General features: G+C 50.3%; 18 protein-coding genes. 17 read left to right on the top strand and 1 reads right to left on the bottom strand.

Features of this window, described 5'->3' with window-relative positions:
* Positions 1-13: 13 nt before the first annotated feature.
* A complete protein-coding gene (locus tag P2G88_RS00785; RefSeq protein WP_275793910.1) occupies positions 14-1,156 on the bottom strand; it encodes a methyltransferase in 1,143 nt (380 codons plus the stop codon).
* A 1-nt stretch (position 1,157) separates the two neighbouring features.
* Between P2G88_RS00785 and P2G88_RS00790 the strand changes: the two genes are divergently transcribed.
* The 17 genes from P2G88_RS00790 (at position 1,158) to P2G88_RS00870 (ending at position 22,895) form a co-directional block, all read left to right on the top strand.
* Entirely contained in the window at positions 1,158-1,802 is a 645-nt protein-coding gene (locus P2G88_RS00790) for an alpha-ketoglutarate-dependent dioxygenase AlkB (protein ID WP_275793693.1), read from the top strand.
* Positions 1,803-2,081: 279 nt separating this feature from the next.
* Positions 2,082-2,405 carry a transcriptional regulator BolA gene (gene bolA / locus P2G88_RS00795; RefSeq protein ID WP_275793694.1) on the top strand — a complete coding sequence of 108 codons (324 nt, stop codon included), beginning with the start codon at positions 2,082-2,084 and terminating at the stop codon, positions 2,403-2,405.
* A gap of 138 nt (positions 2,406-2,543) precedes the next feature.
* Positions 2,544-3,056, top strand: a complete 513-nt coding sequence (locus P2G88_RS00800; RefSeq protein WP_275793695.1) for a TRAP transporter small permease subunit — start codon at positions 2,544-2,546, stop codon at positions 3,054-3,056.
* Complete coding sequence (locus P2G88_RS00805) at positions 3,056-4,429, top strand: TRAP transporter large permease subunit (RefSeq protein WP_275793696.1); 1,374 nt, start codon at positions 3,056-3,058, stop codon at positions 4,427-4,429. The genes P2G88_RS00800 and P2G88_RS00805 overlap by 1 nt, the downstream gene beginning before the upstream one ends.
* A gap of 18 nt (positions 4,430-4,447) precedes the next feature.
* A complete protein-coding gene (locus P2G88_RS00810) occupies positions 4,448-5,560 on the top strand; it encodes a TRAP transporter substrate-binding protein (protein ID WP_275793697.1) in 1,113 nt (370 codons plus the stop codon).
* A gap of 69 nt (positions 5,561-5,629) precedes the next feature.
* A complete protein-coding gene (locus P2G88_RS00815; protein WP_275793698.1) occupies positions 5,630-5,806 on the top strand; it encodes a YqaE/Pmp3 family membrane protein in 177 nt (58 codons plus the stop codon).
* 118 nt (positions 5,807-5,924) lie between these two features.
* Positions 5,925-7,103 (top strand): enoyl-ACP reductase FabV, encoded by a 1,179-nt coding sequence (gene fabV / locus P2G88_RS00820; protein ID WP_275793699.1) that lies wholly within the window; start codon positions 5,925-5,927, stop codon positions 7,101-7,103.
* Between the two features lie 213 nt (positions 7,104-7,316).
* Positions 7,317-12,866, top strand: a complete 5,550-nt coding sequence (locus P2G88_RS00825; protein ID WP_275793700.1) for a hypothetical protein — start codon at positions 7,317-7,319, stop codon at positions 12,864-12,866.
* Between the two features lie 553 nt (positions 12,867-13,419).
* A complete protein-coding gene (locus P2G88_RS00830) occupies positions 13,420-14,760 on the top strand; it encodes a Na(+)-translocating NADH-quinone reductase subunit A (RefSeq protein ID WP_275793701.1) in 1,341 nt (446 codons plus the stop codon).
* 3 nt (positions 14,761-14,763) lie between these two features.
* Positions 14,764-15,969, top strand: coding sequence for an NADH:ubiquinone reductase (Na(+)-transporting) subunit B (locus P2G88_RS00835; protein ID WP_275793702.1), 1,206 nt, complete (start codon positions 14,764-14,766; stop codon positions 15,967-15,969).
* On the top strand, positions 15,959-16,714 hold the full coding sequence (locus P2G88_RS00840; RefSeq protein ID WP_275793703.1) for a Na(+)-translocating NADH-quinone reductase subunit C: 756 nt from the start codon (positions 15,959-15,961) through the stop codon (positions 16,712-16,714). The genes P2G88_RS00835 and P2G88_RS00840 overlap by 11 nt, the downstream gene beginning before the upstream one ends.
* Before the next feature lie 12 nt (positions 16,715-16,726).
* Entirely contained in the window at positions 16,727-17,359 is a 633-nt protein-coding gene (locus P2G88_RS00845; protein WP_275793704.1) for an NADH:ubiquinone reductase (Na(+)-transporting) subunit D, read from the top strand.
* 3 nt (positions 17,360-17,362) lie between these two features.
* Entirely contained in the window at positions 17,363-17,971 is a 609-nt protein-coding gene (gene nqrE, locus P2G88_RS00850) for an NADH:ubiquinone reductase (Na(+)-transporting) subunit E (RefSeq protein ID WP_275793705.1), read from the top strand.
* Between the two features lie 21 nt (positions 17,972-17,992).
* Positions 17,993-19,219, top strand: a complete 1,227-nt coding sequence (nqrF, locus tag P2G88_RS00855) for an NADH:ubiquinone reductase (Na(+)-transporting) subunit F (RefSeq protein WP_275793706.1) — start codon at positions 17,993-17,995, stop codon at positions 19,217-19,219.
* A 273-nt stretch (positions 19,220-19,492) separates the two neighbouring features.
* Entirely contained in the window at positions 19,493-20,503 is a 1,011-nt protein-coding gene (locus P2G88_RS00860; protein WP_275793708.1) for an FAD:protein FMN transferase, read from the top strand.
* Between the two features lie 10 nt (positions 20,504-20,513).
* On the top strand, positions 20,514-20,747 hold the full coding sequence (gene nqrM, locus P2G88_RS00865; RefSeq protein ID WP_275793710.1) for a (Na+)-NQR maturation NqrM: 234 nt from the start codon (positions 20,514-20,516) through the stop codon (positions 20,745-20,747).
* A 150-nt stretch (positions 20,748-20,897) separates the two neighbouring features.
* Positions 20,898-22,895 carry a methyl-accepting chemotaxis protein gene (locus P2G88_RS00870; RefSeq protein WP_275793711.1) on the top strand — a complete coding sequence of 666 codons (1,998 nt, stop codon included), beginning with the start codon at positions 20,898-20,900 and terminating at the stop codon, positions 22,893-22,895.
* Positions 22,896-22,905: the final 10 nt, after the last annotated feature.

Genomic DNA, 22,905 nt, shown 5'->3' on the forward strand with positions numbered 1-22,905 from the left:
AAGTTAGCTCCGCTTATCGTTTGCTGGCCGATAGAATACTGAATTTGGCGTTGCCCGCAACCAGGCGACAGCCGCCAAACAAACGCTTTAGTTTTTGAAAGTAGTCCAGGTGGCGGTTGCCGACAATACATAGCTCACCACCAGGTTTAAGGGCCTGTTTGGCATCATTAAACATCTGCCAGGCAATATGATCGGTAATACGATTTTGTTGATGAAAAGGCGGATTGCACAGCACCAGGTCGATGGTTCTGGCCACTGAATCATTCAGCTGTTCAAGGCAATTGCTGACCACAAATTCACAGTCTTTCATTCTCTCTGGCAGATTCGATTGCACATTGAGTCTGGCGCTTTCCACCGCCATAAAGGATTCGTCCACAAAGATTACCTGTGCCTCGGCAAAGCGTTGCAGGATAGACAAGCCCAATACGCCGTTTCCACAGCCTAAATCGATGACCTTTTTGCCCTGGCAATCGGGCATATGCTCCAGCAGAAAACGGGCACCGATATCCAATTGCTGACGGGCAAACACATTAGCGTGGTTGTGAATAACAAAGGGCGTTCCAGCCAATGGCCAACTGGTGGGGAAGGTCGAGGGCAGAGGGCTGTGGGCCTGTGGTGTGCAAAACACCAGCCTGGCTTTTTTCTTGGCCAGGGAGGTCTTGGTGGGACCTAAGTACTTTTCAAACAGTGTAAGAGTGGATTTTTGAATAAGCTGTACCTTACCGGACGCGACCACCCGCGTGTTGTCATTCACTTTGCTTTGTAGCATTTGCAATTGATGCTCAAGTAACGCCAGGGTCTTGGGGATTTTAATCAGCACCCAGTCCGGCTTATCGTCCGGGCAATGCAGGCTGTCATAAAAGGTGACTTGTGCTGGCGCAATGTGGTTTAGCGCCAGGTTTTGCTCACAAGCCAGCTGCGACACTTTGGAGTCACCGATCCAAATTGGCTCGAAGTGCGAAAAATAACTGGTCAGCGCGCCGCAATCGTCATTCAAGATCCACACTTTTCCTAATGATGGGGCCGGGGCATCCTGCAACTCGCCGATCAGCAGTTCATCGGCGGCATCCCAGGCCTGCTCGTTCTTATCCTGCAGATGGGCCGGATAGCGGCGAAGTGTGAGGCTGCGGTCGAATAAGGTTAAAATGGTGTTCATCATGGTTTATGAAAGCGGGCAAAGGTTGCAATCAGGGTTATTTGACGAGCCGGCGATAGCGCTCCCGGACGCCGCGTTGGCTTACTGGCCACATTGGCTGTCTGGCAAAGACGCTTGGGCTTATTTCAATTCACTAAGACAAGCGCTGGCTTGGCGACAGGATCATATCAAACTCTATGGCAAAGAGGTGAAAATACCCCGTCTTCAGGCATGGTATGGTGAGCCAGAGGCAAGCTACCAGTATTCTAACCTGGTGATGCGGCCATTACCCTGGCATCCCGTCCTTCTTGCTATTAAACAACAATGCGAGGCACACACCGGTTATCGCTTTAACGCCGTGCTGGCCAATTGCTATCGGGATGGGCAAGACAGCATGGGATGGCATGCGGACGATGAGCCGGAACTTGGCCCAAATCCTGCCATTGCCTCTGTGAGTTTAGGGGAGGGGAGGGACATGGATTTTCGGCATAAGCACACCCAGGAGCGCTATCGCTTGCACCTTGAACATGGCAGCCTGCTGTTGATGTCGGGTCACACCCAACATTTTTGGCAGCATGCTTTACCAAAACGAACCAAATCAAAAGGTGAACGTATAAATTTGACCTTTCGCTGGGTATACCCTAGCGAAAGTACGCGTTATAGATAGGCAAAAAACAGGCCGTAAAAAATATATCTCGAGAGGTCAGAGAGTTAACTTAAGTCAATAGGCAAACCTGCAAAAAGAATCTTGTTTCGCGTTGGCGGACAACTAAATTTAGACATTAGGAAGTGACATTGTGACGTGGGAAAAGCGGTAAGAATGAGGACGGTCACTTTCTGTATGTAGTTGTATGGTATGACTTTTTAGGCCGATGTTAGGTGATACGGTAGCAAGGGGAAGAAGGAGGGAAACCTTATTCCACCAGCTGTATAAGAGGGGACGTTGATGAATATCCAATCCACAATTGAAAAGAAGTTATTGGAGCACTTTCAGCCAGCCTATCTAGAGGTAGTCAATGAAAGCGGCCAACACAATGTACCAATGGGAGCAGAAACTCACTTTAAGGTGGTGTTGGTGTCTCCTTCGTTCAAAGGTGAGCGTTTAATCAATCGCCACCGGGCGGTTAACGCCATCTTGCGGGATGAATTGGCCAATCATATTCATGCCCTGGCGCTGCACACTTACACCGATTCAGAGTGGGAAGGGCTGTATGGTTGTTCGCCTAACTCCCCAGCCTGCCTGGGCGGCATGAAACGTCAGGCTTCCTGAAAGCTGCACCTTATTCTATTACGCCGGGTTATCCCGGCGTTTTTCATTGTGTCCTGTGTAAACGCAAACATTCCCTTTTGCCGGGCGATTTGTTAAAAGCTTGTTCACAAAATAACAAAAACAACTCCAAGGATTGTCATGTCCATTGCCGCTTGCAGGCAGGTTATCGATAGTGCCAACGGCTATCTGGCCAAAGGGGTAAGTTGGCTTACCCTGTTAATGGCTATTCTGGTCTTTACCATTGTATTGCTGCGTTACGGCTTTAATCTGGGCTGGATTGCCATGCAAGAGTCCGTGATGTATTTGCATGCCATGGTCTTTCTGCTCGGGGCAGCCCATACCCTGAAAGTGGATGAGCATGTGCGGGTAGATATTCTATACCGGCGCATGAGCATGAGGGGACGTGCTTGGGTAGATTTACTCGGCACGCTGGTATTGTTAGTGCCGCTGTGTGTATTTATCCTGATTTCAAGCTGGGATTATGTGGCCAGTTCCTGGCGTTTGCTGGAAGGTTCGCCAGAGGCAGGAGGCCTGCCGCTGGTGTACTTTTTGAAATCATTATTGCCTCTTTTCGCTATTACCCTACTTCTGCAAGGCGTTGCACAAGCCATATCCAGTGTATTGCTACTTTTGTCTGAGGAATCTGCCTGATGGAATGGCTGGCTTTATTGCTGTTTGGAATGGTCTGCCTGGTATTGATGCTGGGCTATCCGGTGGCCTTCTCCCTTGCTGGCACCTCATTACTCTTTGCCTGGGTCAGCGCCTATTTTGGTTATTTTGATTTAGCTTACCTGCGGGCGTTACCGTCACGTTTATTTGGCATTATGACCAACCAAACATTGCTGGCGGTGCCCCTGTTTGTATTTATGGGCGTGATGCTGGAAAAATCCCGGGTTGCAGAACAATTACTGGGGGCGATGGCAGGGTTGTTCGGGCGATACCGTGCGGGGCTCGCGGTGTCAGTGATCCTGGTCGGCATGTTAATGGCAGCCAGCACAGGTATTGTAGGGGCCACAGTGGTCACTATGGGCCTGTTGTCTCTGCCGGCTATGTTAAAGCATGGCTACCAACCCGCATTAGCTACAGGCACTATTTGTGCTACCGGCACCTTGGGGCAGATTATTCCGCCTTCCATCGCGTTGGTGCTGCTTGGCGATGTCCTTTCCAGCGCCTATCAGCAGGCGCAGTTGGATATGGGCATCTTTTCGCCCGAATCGGTATCGGTGGGCGACCTGTTCGTTGGTGCCATCATTCCCGGCTTGCTGCTGGTGCTGTTATACCTGGCTTATGTGTTGGCTATCGGTCTGTTCAAACCGCAAGCGATGGGCCAAAGCCCTGAGACCGAGCAAGCCCCTGGGCAAAATAAATTGATGTTACTTAAAGCCCTGCTCCCGCCATTGCTGCTCATGTTGATTGTCTTGGGCTCCATTCTGGCTGGGGTGGCAACGCCAACGGAAGCCGCTGGTGTAGGTGCAGTGGGTGCGTTGCTGTTAGCGATGGCTTACCAACAACTCAGTATTGCACGCCTTAAAGACGTTATGCAAAGCACCACACGTATTACCTCCATGGTCTTTCTGATCCTGATTGGCGCGTCCGTTTTTTCTCTGGTATTTCGTGGGCTGGGTGGCGAAGAACTGATTGAACAGGTCTTTTCCGGATTGCCCGGAGGTGTCTTTACTGCAGTGCTGTTGGTCATGCTGGTGATTTTCCTGTTGGGCTTTATTCTCGATTTTATTGAGATCACCTTCGTGGTGGTGCCGATAGTGGCGCCAGTGCTACTGGCCATGGGCGTAGATCCGGTATGGTTGGGGATCATGATTGCCGTTAACCTGCAAACCTCATTTTTAACCCCGCCTTTTGGTTTCGCCCTGTTTTATCTTCGCGGGGTGGCGCCGGCCAGCATCAAAACCTCGGATATGTACCGGGGTATTGTGCCCTTTATCCTGATTCAGTTGCTTTTACTGGTGTTGATGGCCATCTGGCCGCAACTGATTACCTGGCTACCCGATCAACTTTATGGTTAATAACAAAGAGATGGACCCATGCTAAAAAATACTTTCTTTGCCGTGCTGATTAGCATTCTGCTAAGTGGCTGTGGGCAAAATACCCCTTCAGGGAATACAAGCACCGACGCATCGGCGAGCAAAGCACAGCAGCAATATGAATGGAAATTGGTGACCTCCTGGCCGAAAAACTTCCCCGGTCTTGGCCACGGCCCTGAAACCTTCGCCAAATTGGTGGAGCGCATGTCCGATGGACGACTCAAAGTAAAGGTTTATGGTGCCGGTGAGTTAGTGCCGGGCTTTGAAGTTTTCGATGCGGTTTCCAGCGGTACGGTACAGATGGGGCATGCCGGCAGCTATTACTGGAAAGGCAAGGCCCCTGCCGCACAGATTTTTTCTGCCATTCCCTTTGGCATGAACGTGACCGAGACCAATGCCTGGCTTCATTATGGTGGTGGCATGGCGCTGTGGCGCGAAGTCTACAAGCCTTTTGGCGTTATCCCCTTTGCCGGTGGCAATACCGGCGTGCAGATGGCAGGTTGGTTTAAAAAGGAAATCAACAGCGTTGAGGATCTCAAAGGCTTGAAAATGCGCATGCCGGGTTTGGGCGCGGAAGTGCTGAAAAAGGTGGGGGCAGTGCCGGTGGCATTAACCGGCGGTGAGATTTTCACCGCACTGCAAACCGGCGCCATCGATGCCACAGAATGGGTGGGGCCTTACAATGACCTGGCCTTTGGTCTGCACAAAGCGGCTGACTATTACTACTACTCCGGCTGGCATGAGCCTGGCACCATGCTCGAATTTATCGTTAACGAGCAGGCCTATAATGCCTTACCCGCCGATCTGCAGACCATCGTCGAAGTGGCAACCAAAGCGGTTAATCAGGACATGCTGGATGAATACACGGCCAAAAATAATGAAGCCATGGCAGCCCTTCGCGACCAGCACAAGGTAGATATTCGCCCCTTGCCTGATGATGTGATGCAAGCCCTTTATGCAGCATCCGAAGAGGTGATGGCTGAGCAGGTAGCGCAGGACCCTCAATTTGCCAAGGTGTATGCCTCGTATCAGGCGTTTTTAAACAAGGCCAGTCGCTATCACAGTCTGTCTGAACAGGAATACTATAAAAACAGAGCACGCTTAAGAAATTAATCGCGCACAACGCATTTCATCAAAGCGATCTATGCTTGGCATGGCGCAATTTAACAAAACGAGAGAATAATGAAGAAAGTTAATCCATTGAATTTGATCCTGGCTATCTTCCTACCGCCCATCGGGGCCTTATTGCAAGTCGGTTTTAGTGCACACTTTTTTATCAATATTCTTCTGACTATTCTGGGTGTTTTGCCCGGCATTCTTCACGCAGTGTGGTTGGTATTAACCGACAAGAAAGGGTGATCTGATCATGTACAAGCAGGCCGCTCAGCGGCCTGTTTCTTTTTCTGCCGCTGCTCAGAGTTGTTTATCCGGGTATCGCCCTTACAATGAGCGCAATTTCTAACAAGGAACCAAAGATATGGTAATTCAGCCCAAGATCCGTGGCTTTATCTGCACCAATGCCCATCCGCTGGGATGTGCTGCCAATGTTCAGCAACAAATTGATTATGTGAAGGGCCATCCCGTACAAGGCCAGGCCCCAAAGAATGTATTGGTTCTGGGCTGCTCCACTGGCTATGGCCTGGCCTCGCGCATTGTGTCTGCCTTTGGTTATGGCGCCAAAACCCTGGGTGTGTGTTTTGAAAAAGAGCCCAGTGACAGAAAAACCGCTACCGCCGGTTGGTATAACACTGCCGCTTTTCATGACAAAGCCAAGGCCGCAGGATTATATGCCCGCACCTTAAATGGTGATGCCTTCTCCAATGAGATGAAGGCCGAGGTGATTGAGGCCATTAAGCAGGATTTAGGACAGGTGGATCTGGTGATCTACAGTCTGGCTTCCCCCCGTCGTACCGATCCCAACACCGGTGAGACCTACAAGTCTACGCTCAAGCCTGTAGGCAAGGCATACACCACCAAGACCTATGATACCGACAAGGATCTGGTGCATGAAGTAACTCTGGAGCCTGCCAATGAAGAAGAGATCCAGAACACCGTGAAAGTGATGGGTGGTGAAGATTGGGAAATGTGGATTGATGCCCTGGATAAGGCCGGTGTGCTGGCCGATGGTGCCAAAACCACCGCTTATACCTATATCGGCAAAGAGCTGACCTGGCCCATCTATGGTCATGCCACTATCGGCAAGGCCAAAGAAGACTTGGATCGTGCTGCGGCCGCTATCAACAGTGAATTTGCCGGTAAACATGTGAAAGCCTATGTGTCTTCACTCAAGGCCCTGGTGACTCAGGCCAGTTCAGCCATTCCGGTCATGCCTTTATATATTTCTTTGATTTACAAGGTGATGAAAGAGGAAGGCACACACGAAGGTTGTATCGAGCAGATTCATGGCCTGTTTAGTGAAAAGTTGCTGGCAGAGAATCCGCAAATGGATGAGATGAAGCGCCTGCGAATGGATGGCAAGGAAACCAACGACGCTACCCAAGCCAAAATCAAGGCGCTGTGGGAGCAGGTGACCCAGGACAACTTCCACGACCTTAGCGACTATAAAGGCTACCATCAGGAATTCCTGCACCTGTTTGGCTTTGGTTTTGACAATGTGGACTATGGTGCCGATGTCGATCCCATGGTGAATTGGTAACTCATACCAATCTATAAAAAACCGCCTTCGGGCGGTTTTTTTGTGCTTGTGGCGGACTGTTCACGGCTAGCCAAGGAAATTTGCCGATTAAGCACTACACTAAGTTCTGAAACCTCCACCAACTCGCTGATTTACAAGTCTATTACGCTTTTGCTTGGTGTCGAACGGTGGTCATTGGTCCATTCCCACAATAAAAAAGGGCAGGGATTGCAAATGACTAAACAGCGCCGTCTTTCCGGAACATTGTTGGTGTTCTTCAGTGTCGCCGCCATCTTAGGTATTGGTGGTCTGCTGTATTACTTCAATATCGAAAAGAACGAGGAATACCAAAACCAGCTGCATTTTCGCGAACTGACTACCTTCACCCGCTCATTGGACAATGGTGCACAGGGCGTTAAAGCGCTGTTTAAGAACTTCCAGGCCAGCTACCGTCCCAAAGCGGATCTGGTCAGAGCCATCGAAGACAGCTTGCAGCGCTTGGACAAGGAATTTGCCAGTGACGAAGTGGAGGGTCGGAAAACCCTCTCTGGTTTGATCAATGAGTCCGATTCGGTGCTGTATAAATTAGACGATTTGCATTGGCAGTTTAATGAACTCTGGCAAGAGGGAAGTGACCAAATTCCTGAGTTCGAAGAGCTCAATACCAAGATTAAACAATGGCAACAAAAAATTGCCGATCTTGCTGAGGGCACTGACCAGCAGCCCGGTCTGGACGTGCTGGGAGCTGAATTGAGTGAAGCTGATGACGCCTACTATGATCTGATCTTCGAGGTTGAGTCTATCGTCGAGGCGGCTGGTGAGGAACTCTACTACCGGGAAGAGCAGGATTGCTCCACGATCAGGGACTTTTGCTCTTGGCTGGACAATCTCGAATTTGACACCTTGGATCTCGATTTCTATGAGGTCAAACCGAAAGACGCCTCGTGGTTAACTGCCAGACTCAGCCGTCTCATCGAGGAGGGAAAAGCGTTTCAGGAAGGTTTTAAAGACCAGCACAATAAGTTGCTGAGTACGCAAAAGCAACTTGAGCAACTGAAAGAGGGGCAAATAAACCAAGATGCGCAATGGCATTGTCAAATGCGTAGCCTTTGGCAAGACCATATTAACGCCTGCCTTCGTTTTGAAAAAATCACCCAGGAACCGAATACCCCCGCTGCCGACAACACTTTTTTGGATGAGCAAATTGCGACAGAGCAACAGCGCATTGCAAAGCTGATTAGCTTAAGCAGCGTGAAACAAGATTTGCTGTCGAACTTGCTGCTTAAATTGCAGGATGAAATGTTTGCTGGGCAACTCATAGAAGCTTTTAACAAGGTTAATTCGCTGATTAGGAAAACCAGCGCTTTGTATGAGCAGGAAGATGCTGCCTATAATGCAATAGAGGAGCTTGAAGATAAGAAAAGGGATTTGCTTGAAAGCACAAACTTTAGTGGAGAATTCGCCGACAGGGTCAAAGCGAAGCAGAAAGAAATAGCCAGCGCCAAAGAGAGATTGGCCAACATCGAAGAGGAGTATTATCGGAAATTTGAAAGTTTAAAGTTAAATGAGGAAGATATTTACCCTGGCTCTGGCAAAGGTAAGAAGCGCACGGAAAGTGGGCGTAAAGTGCTTAGTGCCTACAATGATTATATTTACTGCATCAGCGACTTCTCGCCAGACTATTACGACTGGTATCAGTTCACGCCCAACTTTTGTGATGTCCCAAGAGAAGAGTTAGACAGGGTGCTAAAGAAGCATCTGACGGTTAAGCGTTTCTCTGCCTATCAATTCCCCAGACTAAAGACACAGCGCACGCCAGCCATCGAGGTAGAAAAGAATGGCGAATGCCCGGTGGGGATTGCCCAAGGACGCTACTGCAATCCGTATTACGATTTGCCGATGATCGCGCCCTATCATCCGCTATTGGAAAATCAGGAGGCGGTGATCGCCGGCTCTTTTGTTAACCCTTCCGCGCGCGAGGTGGAGATTATTCAGATCCCGCTGTCGTCTGTGGTAAAAGACTTTCGCTTTCAGCTTTTTCCCATGACTCTGCTGGTGGATGAGCAAGGGCATCGTTTAATGCGCTCCGAAGAGGTAAAGCATGCAGCTTTCCAGTCGGGTTTGCGCTTTGAAAAGGTGGATTTGCTGCTGCAGAAGTTGGCCAGCAAGCAGCAAGAGGATAAGAAGCGGGAAACCGGCGATAAAGCAAAGAAAGACTCACTAAAGGATACAAAGGGTGAAGGGCGTCCGGGGTATTCGGGCTATGTGGATATGGATATCGCCGGTGAGTCCTACCGGGTGTTTATCATGCCGTGGCAGGGGTTGGTGAACTCCAAATCGGCACAAACCTATTATTTACTGGGTTTTAAACCTATTGCCGAGCTCACCAGCCGTAAATTAAGTATATCCAGCACCAGCATTACGTTGCTGGTGTCCGCGCTTCTGGCTTTCTTTGGCATATTACCGCTGCTGAAAATCCGCCTGATTTCCAAGCATCAGGGGATCACACCCAGTGATCGCAAATGGGTGGTCGCCGGGCTGGCAATGCTAACTGCTGTGGGCACAATCGTTCTTTGTCAGCACTTGCTTTACGACCAACTTAAATCGCGGTTGACGGCTCAGGCGCAAGCTGTTGTGGGGCAAATTCAGGCCAACTTTTCCCAGGAACTTACTGCGCTAGTTAGTCAAATCACACAACAAGGTGATGTATTCGCTATGCAAGACTGTGTTGGTGAAAAGTGTCCGGATAAGTTGCTAAGGCGGCAAAGCACTGAACAGGGCTATTTTCTGGAATCTCTATTCCTGCTGCCCGAGGATGGCCAATTGCGTTATTCGGGGGATTCGCCCACGACCGTTCTTTGGTCATCAAACAAGTTGTTCAGGGAGAGAGATATCGACCTGTCAGCGCGCAATTACTACACCAAAGCACTGCATAAGGATACCTGGTCCAATGATGAGGTTGAGGTTTGCCTGACGGTTGATATGGCACTGCCAGATAAACCTAAGTGCTTTAAAGAGTTTGTGGTAGAGCGGATTCTAAATAAAACCGATGGACGCAAGAACAGTCAATTTGCCATGCCCTTGTTTGACCAAAGTACCCAGCAGGACAAGCATATTTTAAGCTTCGGCACCCAGCTGCAGACATTCCTCTCACCATTGTTACCTAATCAGTTTGGCTTTCTGGTCTTCGACAACGACTCAGGACAAGTGCTGTTTCACAGCGATGACAGTCGCAGTCTGACAGAGAATATTTACGTTGAGACCGACAACAGCCTCAAGCTGAAGAGTCTGGTGGAAAACATCCCGCAGATTAAACCAGTGAGCTTTGTGACTAATTACCGGGGTGCAGACCACCTGTTTCAAGTCGCTTCTTTAATGAACGGGGTGCCATGGACACTGGCCGTTTATTATCAAAAAGATCAACTGCGTAATCTGCTGATGTTGCTGGCCTTTACCACCTTTATATTGACCTTTTTGCTGATTGGCCTGGCGCTCCTCCTATATGGCATCTTGCAGGGATTCGGGAAGTCACATTTACTCAGGCAATTTCTATGGTTCAATCCATTGTTGGTGCGATTCAGGGCCTATCCATTATTTAGTGTCTTTCTGCTGGGCACCGCTATTGTCGAATTGACGCTGTTTGCTTGGCTGACTGAGCACACCCCCGGCGCACTTTGGTGGCAACTGCTGATACTGGTTCTTTTCGTTCCTGCGCTACTTTGGATGGTGGCATGGCGGTGGCAGCGCCGTAAATTGGCCGGTGAGTCTTCGCATCAGCCAGCGGAAAAACGAATTTCACCGCTTATACTGCGCCAATACTGTCATTTTCTTATTTGCCTGTTGCTGTTTGTGGTGAGTATCCCTTCCTTATTGATCTATGTGCATGTTGGAGACTTCTATCTTTCCCGTTACAGCCAACTGGAAGCCAGTCATCTGCACGAGGATTACCAGGCATCGATGTCTGCCCGAAAATCTTACTTTGCTATGGTGCTGGATAGTCCAACACCGTCAACCCAAGGCGCATCAAGAGGTCCATGTTACCTGGGGCTAGAACCGGCATCTGAGACTATGGCCACAGGAACCTATGGATGTGAAATAGAGGCAGGCCAATCACAAAATGATGGGATTTTGAAACCCTATTGGTTCGCTGAATCTGCTGTCGGCGCAAAGCCGCTCAGTGACAACAACCTGGCCGCCATGATCTGGCGGGTTGTAGATATTCAACAACCCATTGCTGCACTGATTTGGCTTCACAGCCAAAGCCAGGTCAAAACCGAGTATGAAAATCTGACTCTGTATAAAGGCACATCGCTCTTGGGCAACCTGGCTTTGCCTGTTTCGGCATCGGTTACTGGTTTGTTGTCAGAATCGCTCAGATCGCATTGGTTAGTGGTCGCATTTATACTTCTGACGGTTTTTCTTCTTTATTGGTGGATGATCCATAACTGGCTGTGCATGCGTTTACTGGGTATTAATATCCCTCACAATTTCAGGGTGGGGGATAACCTTCCACCAGCGGACTCCAAACCAGAAATTCCGGTGGTTAACCAAGACCAAACCGGTCCAGGCAAATATCAAATGCTGATGGCGTATTTGACCGCGAAGCCCACACAGACCGCCTTTGCCAACAATCTGCATATGCAAATTATCAGACCAAGCCCAGTGACATTAAGTGTGTTAGATCCGAAACGTTATGAGGCGCTGGCAAAAAACAAACGGCTGACGGAACAAATGGAGCAAGTGGAAATCATCACCGGCTCGGCCGTTTCCCTGTCCGAATTATCCGCGGTTTCTGAAAGTAACGCTGAAGCCTTGGTCGCTCATCATCTTGATCTGCACAGAGAGAATGAAGGCGGATTACTGGTGCTGAAAGGCTTTGAGGGCTTGCCCTTTGAACGCGAACAACGGCGCAAAGCGTTGGAAATTATGGAATATCTGCTGAGCTTGCCGAAGTTAAGAATAGTCTTGCTGGTGGATATTTCTCCCTTGTACCGATTGACCCAACAAGACGCCTATCCTTTTGAAAGCAGTGCCAAGCAAAAGGCCGATGCTGAGGAGGTGGTGCGTTGGTGCCGGGTGATGAAACGCTTTACCAAGTTTTATGATTGGACGCCTGGCGAGCGAACCGCATTGCCTAAGTTTGTTAGTGCCTCTGAATTGCTGCTTCACGAGAGTGGGTCCTGGCCCGAGTGTGAAAAAATCGCCATGGAGTTTTTAGATTACCATCGCGCCACCCGTGATCCAGAGCTAGCCATGGGGGAGGGCATGACACTCAGAGATTTACATTCTGTCTGGCTCGAGTCCATCGATCGTCACTGGAGTCCTGAACAAGTGATGGAATTCTTTGCCGCCAATGCCGGCGCCCATTACCGCTATCGCTGGGAGCTATGCACCAAAGAAGAGCGCTTAATGCTGCTGCAGGTAGCCGTTGGTATGACCCCCAATCCCATGAATATTGAGCCTTTGGAACACTTGGTTCGACGCGGTTACCTGTTTCAGGACAATGGCTGGCATATGGTCAATCGCAGTTTTTCCCGCTTTGTGCTGACGGCAGAGGGCGAGCAGCGTGTGGCTGATTGGTTTGGCGAAGCGGCGGAAAGCAGCTGGAAATACATCCGCATCCCCATTTTCTTGTTGCTGTTTGTGCTGCTGGGGATACTGGCCTATTCCGCCACAGAAGCTTTTGAGTCAGTGATGGCGCTGCTAACCGCCTCATTGGGATTGATCCCCTTGCTGCTGAGGAACATTAATTTACTGCGTGGCGGCGGGAACGCTGAAAGCTAATCCAATTAGTGGTTTTTGTAGCTGTTAGGGGCAGAAAAGAGGATAACAACCCGCTAAACCAAGATTGCTGGTGAAAAGACAAGCAAATCATTGCTATGCAATGGTATTACCACTGTTGTGTTGATATTTTGCATGGCGAAAAGCAGGGGTTTAATGCTAAAATGCCGGGTTTAGGGGCGAGTCTCGTCGCCACTTAAGTAAAGACCTTTTTCGCGGGTGACATTCTCAGAGTTTTTATTATGTAAGCTGGCCTTAAGGACGCCGGCATAGCGTGCATGTAAAAACCCTGTTGTTGGGAAAAGGTACATAGCAATGTTAGTTCTGCAACCGGCAGAAATTGTTATGTCTGGCTTGCGCTGTGTCGCAAAGCCTCACCGGTGCCTTTGATCAGACTGGAGGCTGTATAAAGGCGAGAAGAGAATTGCAGGTGCTTGTTGCTGGATAACAGAAAACAGGTGGAACTCGTGTGAATACTCATCAGAATTGGCCTGCCGAATATCGCAGTGGCCGTTAATCCTGATGAGTATTTAGTTAATAAGTAGTGCAATTACCTATGATAAAAATCACTAAAGGGTTGGATCTCCCTATCCAGGGAGCACCACAGCAGTCCATCCAGGAAGGCCCCCGGATTACCCGGGTTGCCATTTTGGGTGAAGAATATGTCGGTATGCGTCCCACCATGTTTGTGCAGGTGGACGATCGCGTCAAGAAAGGCCAGGCGCTTTTCGAAGACAAGAAAAATCCGGGCGTGAAATTCACTGCTCCGGCTGCCGGCGTCGTCAAAGAAATCAACCGTGGCGCCAAGCGCGTGCTGCAATCCGTGGTTATCGAAATGGATGGAGAAGAGCAAGAGCAGTTTGCCAAGTTCGACGCCGCCCAACTCGCTAATCTGGATCGTGCCGAGGTGGAAAAGAATTTGGTCGAATCCGGCCTCTGGACCGCCATTCGCACTCGCCCATACAGCAAGATCCCCAAGCTTGGCTCAAGCCCCCGCGCTATTTTCGTCAGCGCCATGGATACCAATCCATTAGCCGCTGACCCTGCTGTCATTATTAACGAGCGTAAAGACGACTTCGTTAACGGCTTGGCCGTATTGCGTCGTCTGACTGACGGCAAGCTATATGTCAGCAAAGCCCCTGGCGCAGATATCCCGGTTGGCCAAACACAGGCCGAGGTGAATGAGTTCGCTGGTCCGCACCCTGCGGGTCTGGTCGGTACTCATATTCACTTCCTGGACAGTGCCGGTGCGGGTAAAACTGTATGGCATGTGGGTTATCAGGATGTAATCGCTATCGGTCATTTGTTCACTACCGGTGAACTGGACAGCCGTCGCGTGGTGTCGTTGGCCGGTCCTGCCGCCAAGAACCCGCGCCTGGTGCGTGCTTTAGTCGGTGCCAGCATCGAGCAGTTGACCGCCGGTGAACAAGAAGGCACTAACGTGCGTAGTATTTCCGGGTCGGTACTTTGCGGTACTAATGCCTATGGTGTGCACGGCTATCTGGGACGCTATCATCTTCAGGTTTGTTTGCTGGCCGAAGGCAATGAAAAGCACTTCCTGGGGTGGATCACGCCTGGTAGCGACAAGCACTCTATTACCCGTGCTTATCTGGGCCATCTGAACCCCAAGCGCTTGTTCAGCATGACTACTACCACCAATGGTTCTGACCGGGCCATGGTACCCATCGGTAACTACGAGCGCATTATGCCGCTGGATATCCTGCCCACTCTGTTGCTGCGGGACCTGCTGGCTGGTGATACCGACAGCGCCCAACAATTGGGTTGCCTGGAATTGGATGAAGAAGATTTGGGTCTTTGCACCTATGTCTGCCCCGGTAAGTACAACTACGGTCCTGTGTTGCGTGACTGCTTGGCCAAGATTGAGAAAGAGGGCTGATCCATGAGCATGAAAGAATACCTGGAAAAAATCGAACCCAACTTCGAGCCAGGCGGTAAGTATGAAAAGTGGTATGCCCTCTACGAGGCTGTTGCCACCATTTTGTATACCCCTGGTAAAGTCAATAAAACCCATACCCATGTGCGTGACAGCATTGACCTCAAGCGCATCATGATACTGGTGTGGATGGCCACCTTCCCAGCCATGTTCTATGGCATGTTTAACGTTGGTGCCCAAGCGCATGAAGCTATGCTCAACGGCGCTACGCTGCCAGCTATGTGGCAGGCTGACCTGTTTACTGCGCTGGGCGGTATGCTTGGACAGGAGTCGACCTCTTGGTTGGCCATGTTTGGCTATGGTGCCTGTTTCTTCCTGCCTATCTACGCGGTGACCTTCATCGTGGGTGGTTTCTGGGAAGTCTTGTTTGCCTCTATCCGTAAGCACGAAGTGAACGAAGGCTTCTTCGTCACCTCTGTACTGTTCGCCTTAACTCTGCCGGCGACAATTCCACTGTGGCAGGTCGCTTTGGGTATCACCTTTGGTGTCGTGATTGCCAAGGAAGTGTTCGGCGGCACTGGCCGTAACTTCTTAAACCCTGCCTTGTCTGGTCGCGCTTTCCTGTACTTCGCCTATCCGGCGCAGATCTCAGGTGATGCTATCTGGACTGCTGCTGACGGCTTCTCTGGCGCAACTATGCTGGGTCAAGCTGCTGCCGGTAACCTGGATTATGCCAACACCGCTCTGTGGTGGGATGCCTTCTTCGGCAATATCCAAGGTTCAGTGGGTGAAGTCTCTACCCTGGCGCTGCTGATTGGCGGCCTGTTTATTATCTATTTGCGCATTGCCTCCTGGCGCATTGTGCTCGGCGTGCTGTTTGGCATGGCCTTGTTCAGCACCTTGCTGAATATGATCGGCAGTGAAACCAATCAGATGTTTGCCATGCCCTGGTACTGGCACCTTGTCACCGGCGGTTTCGCTTTCGGTATGTTGTTTATGGCTACCGACCCGGTATCCGCCTCTTTTACCAACAAAGGTAAATGGGCGTACGGCCTGTTGATCGGATTCATGTGCGTGATGATTCGTGTGCTTAACCCTGCTTTCCCTGAAGGCATGATGTTGGCAATTCTGTTCGCCAACTTGTGGGCACCCTTGTTCGACTACTTTGTCGCACAGAGCAATATCAAGCGGAGGATGGCGCGTGTCAGCTAAAAAAGAAACTTTGGGTCGCACGGTCGGCGTTGTTGTCGCCGTCTGCCTGGTCTGTTCAATTGTAGTATCGGGCGCGGCCGTTGGCCTGCGCTCCTTGCAAACGTCTAATGCGCAATTAGACAAGCAATCCAATATTTTGGCCGCTGCCGGTTTGCTGGAGCAAGCCAAAGGCAACATTGCTGGAACCTATGAGCAGTTCATAGAAGAAAAGTATGTGGACCTGGAAAGTGGTCAGTATGTGGAGAAGGAGGCTGGTTACGACATGTACAAAGCCGCCCGTGATCCACAGCAGAGCATTAAGCCTCAGCCCGACACAGCGGGTATTTTGCGTCGAGCCAATGTGGCCAGTGTTTATCTGGTTAAAGACGAAGCCGGCAATGTGTCACGCATCGTTCTGCCTGTCCATGGTAGCGGCTTATGGAACCTGATGTACGGTATGTTAGCTATCGACAGTGACGGCAACACCGTGCGCGAGTTTGTTTACTATGACCAGAAGGAAACCCCTGGGCTGGGTGGCGAAGTGCAGAACCCGGAATGGATGGCCAAATGGAATGGTAAAAAGCTGTTCAATGACGGTGAATTGGCGATTCAGGTGAGGAAGGGTGCCAATCCGGACAATCCATACAGCGTTGATGCGCTGTCGGGCGCGACGCTGACCAGTAATGGTGTGCAACATACACTGGATTATTGGTTGGGTAGCGAAGGCTTTGGTCCATTCCTGGCCAAGCAGCCCTGGAAATCTTAAGGAGCGACCACAATGGCAAATAGCAAAGAAATGAAAAAGGTGCTGTTCGGGCCGATCCTGGACAACAACCCTATTGCCCTGCAAATCCTGGGCATCTGTTCCGCCCTGGCGGTGACCACCAAGCTCGAAACTGCGTTGGTGATGTCGTTGGCACTAACCGCGGTTACGGCCTTCTCAAACCTGTTTATCTCGTTGATCCGTAACCAGATCCCATCAAGCGTGCGGATCATCATCCAGATGACCATCATTGCTTCTTTGGTAATCGTGGTGGATCAGATTCTTAAGGCTTACTCCTATGAGATCTCCAAGCAGCTATCGGTATTCGTTGGTTTGATCATTACCAACTGTATCGTAATGGGCCGCGCCGAGGCCTATGCCATGAAGAGTCCACCATTAATGAGCTTCCTGGATGGTATTGGTAACGGTCTTGGCTACTCTTTTGTACTGATTGTGATCGGTACCATTAAGGAACTGTTGGGATTTGGCACCATTCTGGGCTTCGAAATTCTGCCGTTGGTACAAAACGGTGGCTGGTATCAGGGCAATGGCTTGTTGATTCTGCCCTTCAGCTCATTCTTCCTGATTGCTGGTTTGATTTGGGTCATTCGTACTTACAAGCCCAGCCAAGTAGAGCCTAAGGAGTAACCTGTGGAACATTATATCAGTCTGTTTATTCGCTCCATCTTCCTGGAGAACATGGCGCTGTTCTACTTCTTGGGTATGTGTACTTTCCTGGCCGTGTCCAAGAAAGTAAAAACGGCAATGGGCCTTGGTGTGGCCGTAGTAGTCGTACTGACTATCTCCGTGCCTGTTAACCAGCTGGTGTACGCCAACATTCTTGCCCCCGGCGCGTTAGCCTGGGCCGGTTTCCCCGATGCGGACTTGAGCTTCCTGAGCTTCCTGACCTTTATCGGTGTTATCGCCGCCTTGGTGCAAATCCTGGAAATGGCGTTGGATAAGTTCTTCCCTGCGTTATACAACGCACTCGGAATTTTCCTACCGCTGATTACCGTTAACTGCGCCATCTTCGGTGGTGTGGCCTTCGCAGTTCAGCGTGACTACAGCTTTACCGAAAGTATTTTCTATGGTGCCGGTAGCGGTGTGGGTTGGGCGATTGCCATTACCCTGCTGGCAGCGGTGCGTGAGAAGCTCAAGTATGCCGACATGCCTGATGGCATTCGCGGTCTTGGCTCTGTATTTATGATTGCTGGTCTGATGGCGCTGGGCTTCCAGTCGTTCTCAGGCGTGGCCCTGTAAGCGAAACCAAGGAGTAAAACAATGACTGAGATTTACCTTGGCGTAGGCATGTTTATCGCCATCGTACTGGCCTTGGTTTTCATTATTATGTTTGCCAAGTCTAAGCTGGTACCTTCTGGCGAAGTGACCATTGGTATCAACCATGATCCCAGCAAGGCCATTAAAGCGCAGCCCGGCAGCAAGCTGCTTGGCGCTTTGGCCAATAACGGTATCTTCGTTTCTTCTGCCTGTGGTGGCGGCGGTTCATGTGGTCAGTGCCGTGTGCATATCAAATCCGGCGGTGGCGAAATTCTGCCAACGGAGTTGGATCACATCACCAAACGTGAAGCTAAAGAAGGTTGCCGTCTTTCCTGCCAGGTTGCTATCAAGCAGGACATGGAAATCGAGCTGGAAGATGAAATCTTCGGTATCAAGAAGTGGGATTGTGAAGTTATTTCTAATGACAACAAAGCCACTTTTATTAAGGAACTGAAACTGGCCATTCCAGCGGGAGAAAGTGTGCCTTTCCGCGCAGGTGGTTATATTCAGATCGAAGCGCCGCCTCACCATGTGAAGTACAAAGACTTCGATATTCCTGAGAAGTACCGTGGTGACTGGAACCGTTTCGGTTTCTTTAACCTGGAGTCCAAGGTAGATGATGAAACCATCCGTGCCTACTCCATGGCTAACTACCCGGAAGAAAAGGGCATTATCATGCTCAACGTGCGTATTGCTACGCCGCCACCTAATAACCTGAGCCTGCCTTGCGGCAAGATGTCTTCTTACATCTGGAGCCTGAAGCCCGGCGACAAGGTCACCATTTCTGGTCCCTTCGGTGAATTCTTCGCTAAGGAAACTGATGCTGAGATGGTATTTATCGGTGGTGGTGCCGGTATGGCGCCCATGCGTTCACACATTTTCGACCAGCTGCGCCGCTTGAACTCCAAGCGTAAGATCAGCTTCTGGTACGGTGCCCGTTCACTGCGTGAGATGTTCTATGTAGAGGACTTCGACACCCTGCAGGCCGAAAATGAAAACTTTAAGTGGCATGTTGCCTTGTCTGACCCTCAGCCAGAGGACAACTGGACAGGTTACAAGGGCTTTATTCACCAGGTATTGCTGGAAAACTACCTGAAGAACCACCCGGCGCCGGAAGACTGCGAATACTATATGTGTGGTCCGCCGATGATGAACGCTGCGGTTATCAATATGCTCAAGGAATTGGGTGTGGAAGATGAAAACATCCTGTTGGATGACTTCGGTGGCTAAACAGCAAAAATTATAAAAAGGGGCTACGGCCCCTTTTTTAATGTTATTGAACCACGGAGACACAGAGCGCACAGAGGTTTTTAGGTCGAATGCTTTGTATCAAAAAGACCTTACCAACCCTCTGCGTACCCCGTGTCTCTGTGGTGGAAACTTGAATTAACTAACCAATGAGACACGGAGCGCACGGAGATTTAATTGGGACGAATGCTTGGTATCGAAGTTTTATCCACTCTCTGTGTCCTCCGTGTCTCTGTGGTGAATAGAGATAGTTAAATGAAAAAGACAGTGCTGCGTATTTTTTCGGTTCCGTTATTGTTGTTGTGGCTATTGGCCTGCAGTCAACCGCCGGCAGAGGTATTGCTTAGCGGCAAGACCATGGGCACCACTTACAATATTAAGTTTGTGAATGACCTGGCGCTCGATGAACAGGCTTTGCAGATGGAGATCGATCAGGCGTTGGTGTTAGTGAACAAGCAAATGTCTACTTACGATCCCGAATCGGAACTGTCACGCTTTAATACCTGGGATAGTACTGAACCATTTGCGTTATCAGCCGCTACCCTTGGCGTGATGGCAGAAGCCAAGCGCCTCGGCAAACTCAGCGATGGTCTGTTAGATGTGACAGTAGGACCGCTGGTCAATTTGTGGGGCTTTGGTCCTAACGCCAAGCCAGAAATTATCCCGACCCCCGAGGAGATTGAGGCAGTGCGTGCACGCACCGGGCTGGATAAATTGATCCTGGGCGATGGCTGGGCCAAAAAAACGCAAGCCAATCTCTATGTTGATCTCTCCACCATTGCCAAGGGCTATGGCGTGGACGTGGTCGCCGATATGCTGTTGGCTAAAGGCTTGCAGCATTTCCTGGTAGAGATCGGCGGTGAAATGCGTTTATCCGGTGTTAAGGCCAGCGGTCAGCCATGGCGTGTGGCTATCGAGAAGCCCGTCTCCGGGGAGAGAGCGGTGGAGAAAATCATCAGTGTAGGCAACAATGCAATTGCCACTTCTGGTGATTATCGCAATTACTACGAGCAGGATGGGGTGCGTTATTCACATCTGATCGATCCTACTACCGGCGCTCCGATCAAGCACAATTTGGTGTCGGTGACAGTAGTGCATCCTTCGAGTATGACAGCCGATGGCCTGGCTACCGCGATCAGCATTATGGGACCGGATAAAGCCAAAGCCTTCGCTGAAGAGGAAAATTTAGCGGTATTTTTGATAACCAGAGAAAAAGACGGCTTAAAAGAGTATAATAGCCACGCTTTTGAACCTTATTTGCAATAGAGACAGGCCCGTGACAACGTTTTTCCTCGCCTTTGGCTTTTTCCTGCTGGTTGTGGCTGCGATGTCGGTAGGATATTGGATGCAGAAGAAAACCATCTCCGGTAGCTGCGGAGGCCTCGGTGCCTTGGGCATCGAAAAGGCCTGTGACTGCCCAGAGCCTTGTGATCGCCGCAAAGCCAGAATGGCAAGGGAACAAGCCCGCCAGGAAAAGCTCGCTGAGTGGCAGAAAAATAAGATTATATAAGATATCGACTAAAAGGGGCCTCAAGGCCCCTTTTTTGTAGGTTTTTCAGGCGAGTGGGTTTACATCCCTTGTTATAAAACTGCAAAATGATTCGCCGATGGCGATCCCCTCTATCGCTACAAAAAGAATAATAACGAGAAGCGAGTGTCTATGTGGTACCAAAAATCCTTAAGTCGTCAGTTAATTCTTGCCTGTGTGCTTTGTGTGGCATTGCTCTTCTCCCTCTATGGCTTCTGGCAAATTCAGCAGGTTAAATCGGATACCCAAGAGCAGGTTAAGCAGGATATCGGATCGCTGGTCAGCTTGAGCGCAACACAGATCCGCGGCTTTTTTGAAGCCAAAGGGCAGATAATTCATAGCGTCTTTGCTAATCCGCAAGTGCTCGACTGGTTTGAGCGGTATGACGATCGTGGTGGCGCCATTAACCAAGACCAGGATTATCGGGCCGTTTGGCAGTATTTTAAATTTTTCTCCGATAAGGACACATCCATCAAGAGCGTGTTTTTCGGCTCAGCCAATACTTTTGAGTATTTTGATTTAAATGGTCGCTATGACGGCGACCCCAATTACTACACCAACAAGCGTCCCTGGTGGGCCGAGGCTCAGGGCAAGGGCCGCCTGTACGTATCTGACCCAGCGGTAGATGCCAACGATGGCTCCATTTCCGCCACCGTAAAAACGCCGGTAACCCGTGACGGACGCTTTCTCGGTATCGGCGGTATGGACATTCTGATCACTACCATCGGTGAGCAACTGCTGGGCAAAATCAAATACCAAGGCGTAGGTAATGCCTTTTTGGTCACCGATAAAGGCGTGCTGGTGTATTTCCCTGGTTTTGGCAAAGATTTCCCGCCCGGTAGCGATATGGCTGATGTGGATAGCAAATTTGCTGATACCAGCGGATTCAGTGCCCTTAAAGCCATGACCTTTTCCAAAGATAGCGGCAACGCAACAGTGACCTGGCAAGGGGAACAGTTTCAGGTGCTATTTGAGCCTGTACACAGTGAGTATCCTTATATGGATTGGAAGCTGGGCTTTATGGTACCGGAGTCAGTGATTGAAGAGCCGGTGATCGATGCCATGCTCTCCACCCTAACCTACCTCATGTTGATGCTGGTAATTATCGCGGCCGGTGTGGCGGTGATTATCAAGCCCATCTTGCGTCCATTGAATGTGATGTTGCACGCCATGGCGGATATTTCCCGCGGCGAGGGGGACTTGACCAAGCGCCTGGATATTGAACGTGCGGACGAAGTCGGGCAGTTGGCCAAGGAATTTAACGGCTTTATCGCCAAGATCCAGGATTTGGTGGCGCAGACTATGGATATCACCACCGAAGTCAATCGCGTTACGCAAACGGTATCCAAGCTGATAGAGAAAAACGTCAAGCTGGTCAGCAAGGAAAAAGCCGAGATTGAGACAGTGGCGCAGGCCAGTCAGGAGATGGCGCAAACCAGCCGCGATGTGGCCATGAGTACTGAAAACGCCATGGAAGTGTCCGATCGGGCCAGAAAGCAAATGGACGATGGGTCACAGGTAGTGCGCGGGGCTGTTTCAGGCATCGAAGCGCTTTCTCATGAAATAGGCCGCTCTGCTGAAGTGGTGTCTGAACTGGAGAAGCAAACGGATAGCATTGGCGCGGTATTGGAAGTGATCAATAACATTACCGATCAAACCAATTTGCTGGCGCTTAACGCGGCTATTGAAGCGGCCAGGGCCGGAGAGATGGGACGGGGCTTCTCGGTGGTGGCGGACGAAGTGCGCACGTTGGCCAGTCGCACCCATGACTCCACCCGCAGTATTCAGGAAATTATCTCTAAATTGCAGCATACCGCTCGTGAGGCCAGCCAGGCCATGCAATCCAGCAGCCAGCAGGCAGGGCAAGGTGTACAGCAGGTTGGCGAAATCCAACAGGTACTGGACGATACCCTGGCCAATATCGGCCAGATCCAGGAACGCATGCACAATATCGCCGCCGCTAACAGCCAACAGGCCGCCATTGCCGAAGAAGTCGCCAAGAACGTGGGGCAAGTGCATGAATTGGCCGACGAGTCGGTGCACGAAACTGCCGATGTCAAAGACAGCATGCGCCAATTAGAGGAGTTATCGAGCGGCTTAAATCGGGTACTTAAACAGTTCAGAGTCTAGAGATCGCTCT

This window comes from Aliiglaciecola sp. CAU 1673, assembly GCF_029223185.1.
Lineage (GTDB): Bacteria > Pseudomonadota > Gammaproteobacteria > Enterobacterales > Alteromonadaceae > Bowmanella.

What these genes read in the sequence shown, in the direction of transcription:
- P2G88_RS00785 (WP_275793910.1), bottom strand. Translation starts at nt 1,156, where the DNA reads ATGAACACCATTTTAACCTTATTCGACCGCAGCCTCACACTTCGCCGC.
- P2G88_RS00790 (WP_275793693.1), top strand. Translation starts at nt 1,158, where the DNA reads ATGGTTTATGAAAGCGGGCAAAGGTTGCAATCAGGGTTATTTGACGAG.
- bolA (WP_275793694.1), top strand. Translation starts at nt 2,082, where the DNA reads ATGAATATCCAATCCACAATTGAAAAGAAGTTATTGGAGCACTTTCAG.
- P2G88_RS00800 (WP_275793695.1), top strand. Translation starts at nt 2,544, where the DNA reads ATGTCCATTGCCGCTTGCAGGCAGGTTATCGATAGTGCCAACGGCTAT.
- P2G88_RS00805 (WP_275793696.1), top strand. Translation starts at nt 3,056, where the DNA reads ATGGAATGGCTGGCTTTATTGCTGTTTGGAATGGTCTGCCTGGTATTG.
- P2G88_RS00810 (WP_275793697.1), top strand. Translation starts at nt 4,448, where the DNA reads ATGCTAAAAAATACTTTCTTTGCCGTGCTGATTAGCATTCTGCTAAGT.
- P2G88_RS00815 (WP_275793698.1), top strand. Translation starts at nt 5,630, where the DNA reads ATGAAGAAAGTTAATCCATTGAATTTGATCCTGGCTATCTTCCTACCG.
- fabV (WP_275793699.1), top strand. Translation starts at nt 5,925, where the DNA reads ATGGTAATTCAGCCCAAGATCCGTGGCTTTATCTGCACCAATGCCCAT.
- P2G88_RS00825 (WP_275793700.1), top strand. Translation starts at nt 7,317, where the DNA reads ATGACTAAACAGCGCCGTCTTTCCGGAACATTGTTGGTGTTCTTCAGT.
- P2G88_RS00830 (WP_275793701.1), top strand. Translation starts at nt 13,420, where the DNA reads ATGATAAAAATCACTAAAGGGTTGGATCTCCCTATCCAGGGAGCACCA.
- P2G88_RS00835 (WP_275793702.1), top strand. Translation starts at nt 14,764, where the DNA reads ATGAGCATGAAAGAATACCTGGAAAAAATCGAACCCAACTTCGAGCCA.
- P2G88_RS00845 (WP_275793704.1), top strand. Translation starts at nt 16,727, where the DNA reads ATGGCAAATAGCAAAGAAATGAAAAAGGTGCTGTTCGGGCCGATCCTG.
- nqrF (WP_275793706.1), top strand. Translation starts at nt 17,993, where the DNA reads ATGACTGAGATTTACCTTGGCGTAGGCATGTTTATCGCCATCGTACTG.
- P2G88_RS00860 (WP_275793708.1), top strand. Translation starts at nt 19,493, where the DNA reads ATGAAAAAGACAGTGCTGCGTATTTTTTCGGTTCCGTTATTGTTGTTG.
- P2G88_RS00870 (WP_275793711.1), top strand. Translation starts at nt 20,898, where the DNA reads ATGTGGTACCAAAAATCCTTAAGTCGTCAGTTAATTCTTGCCTGTGTG.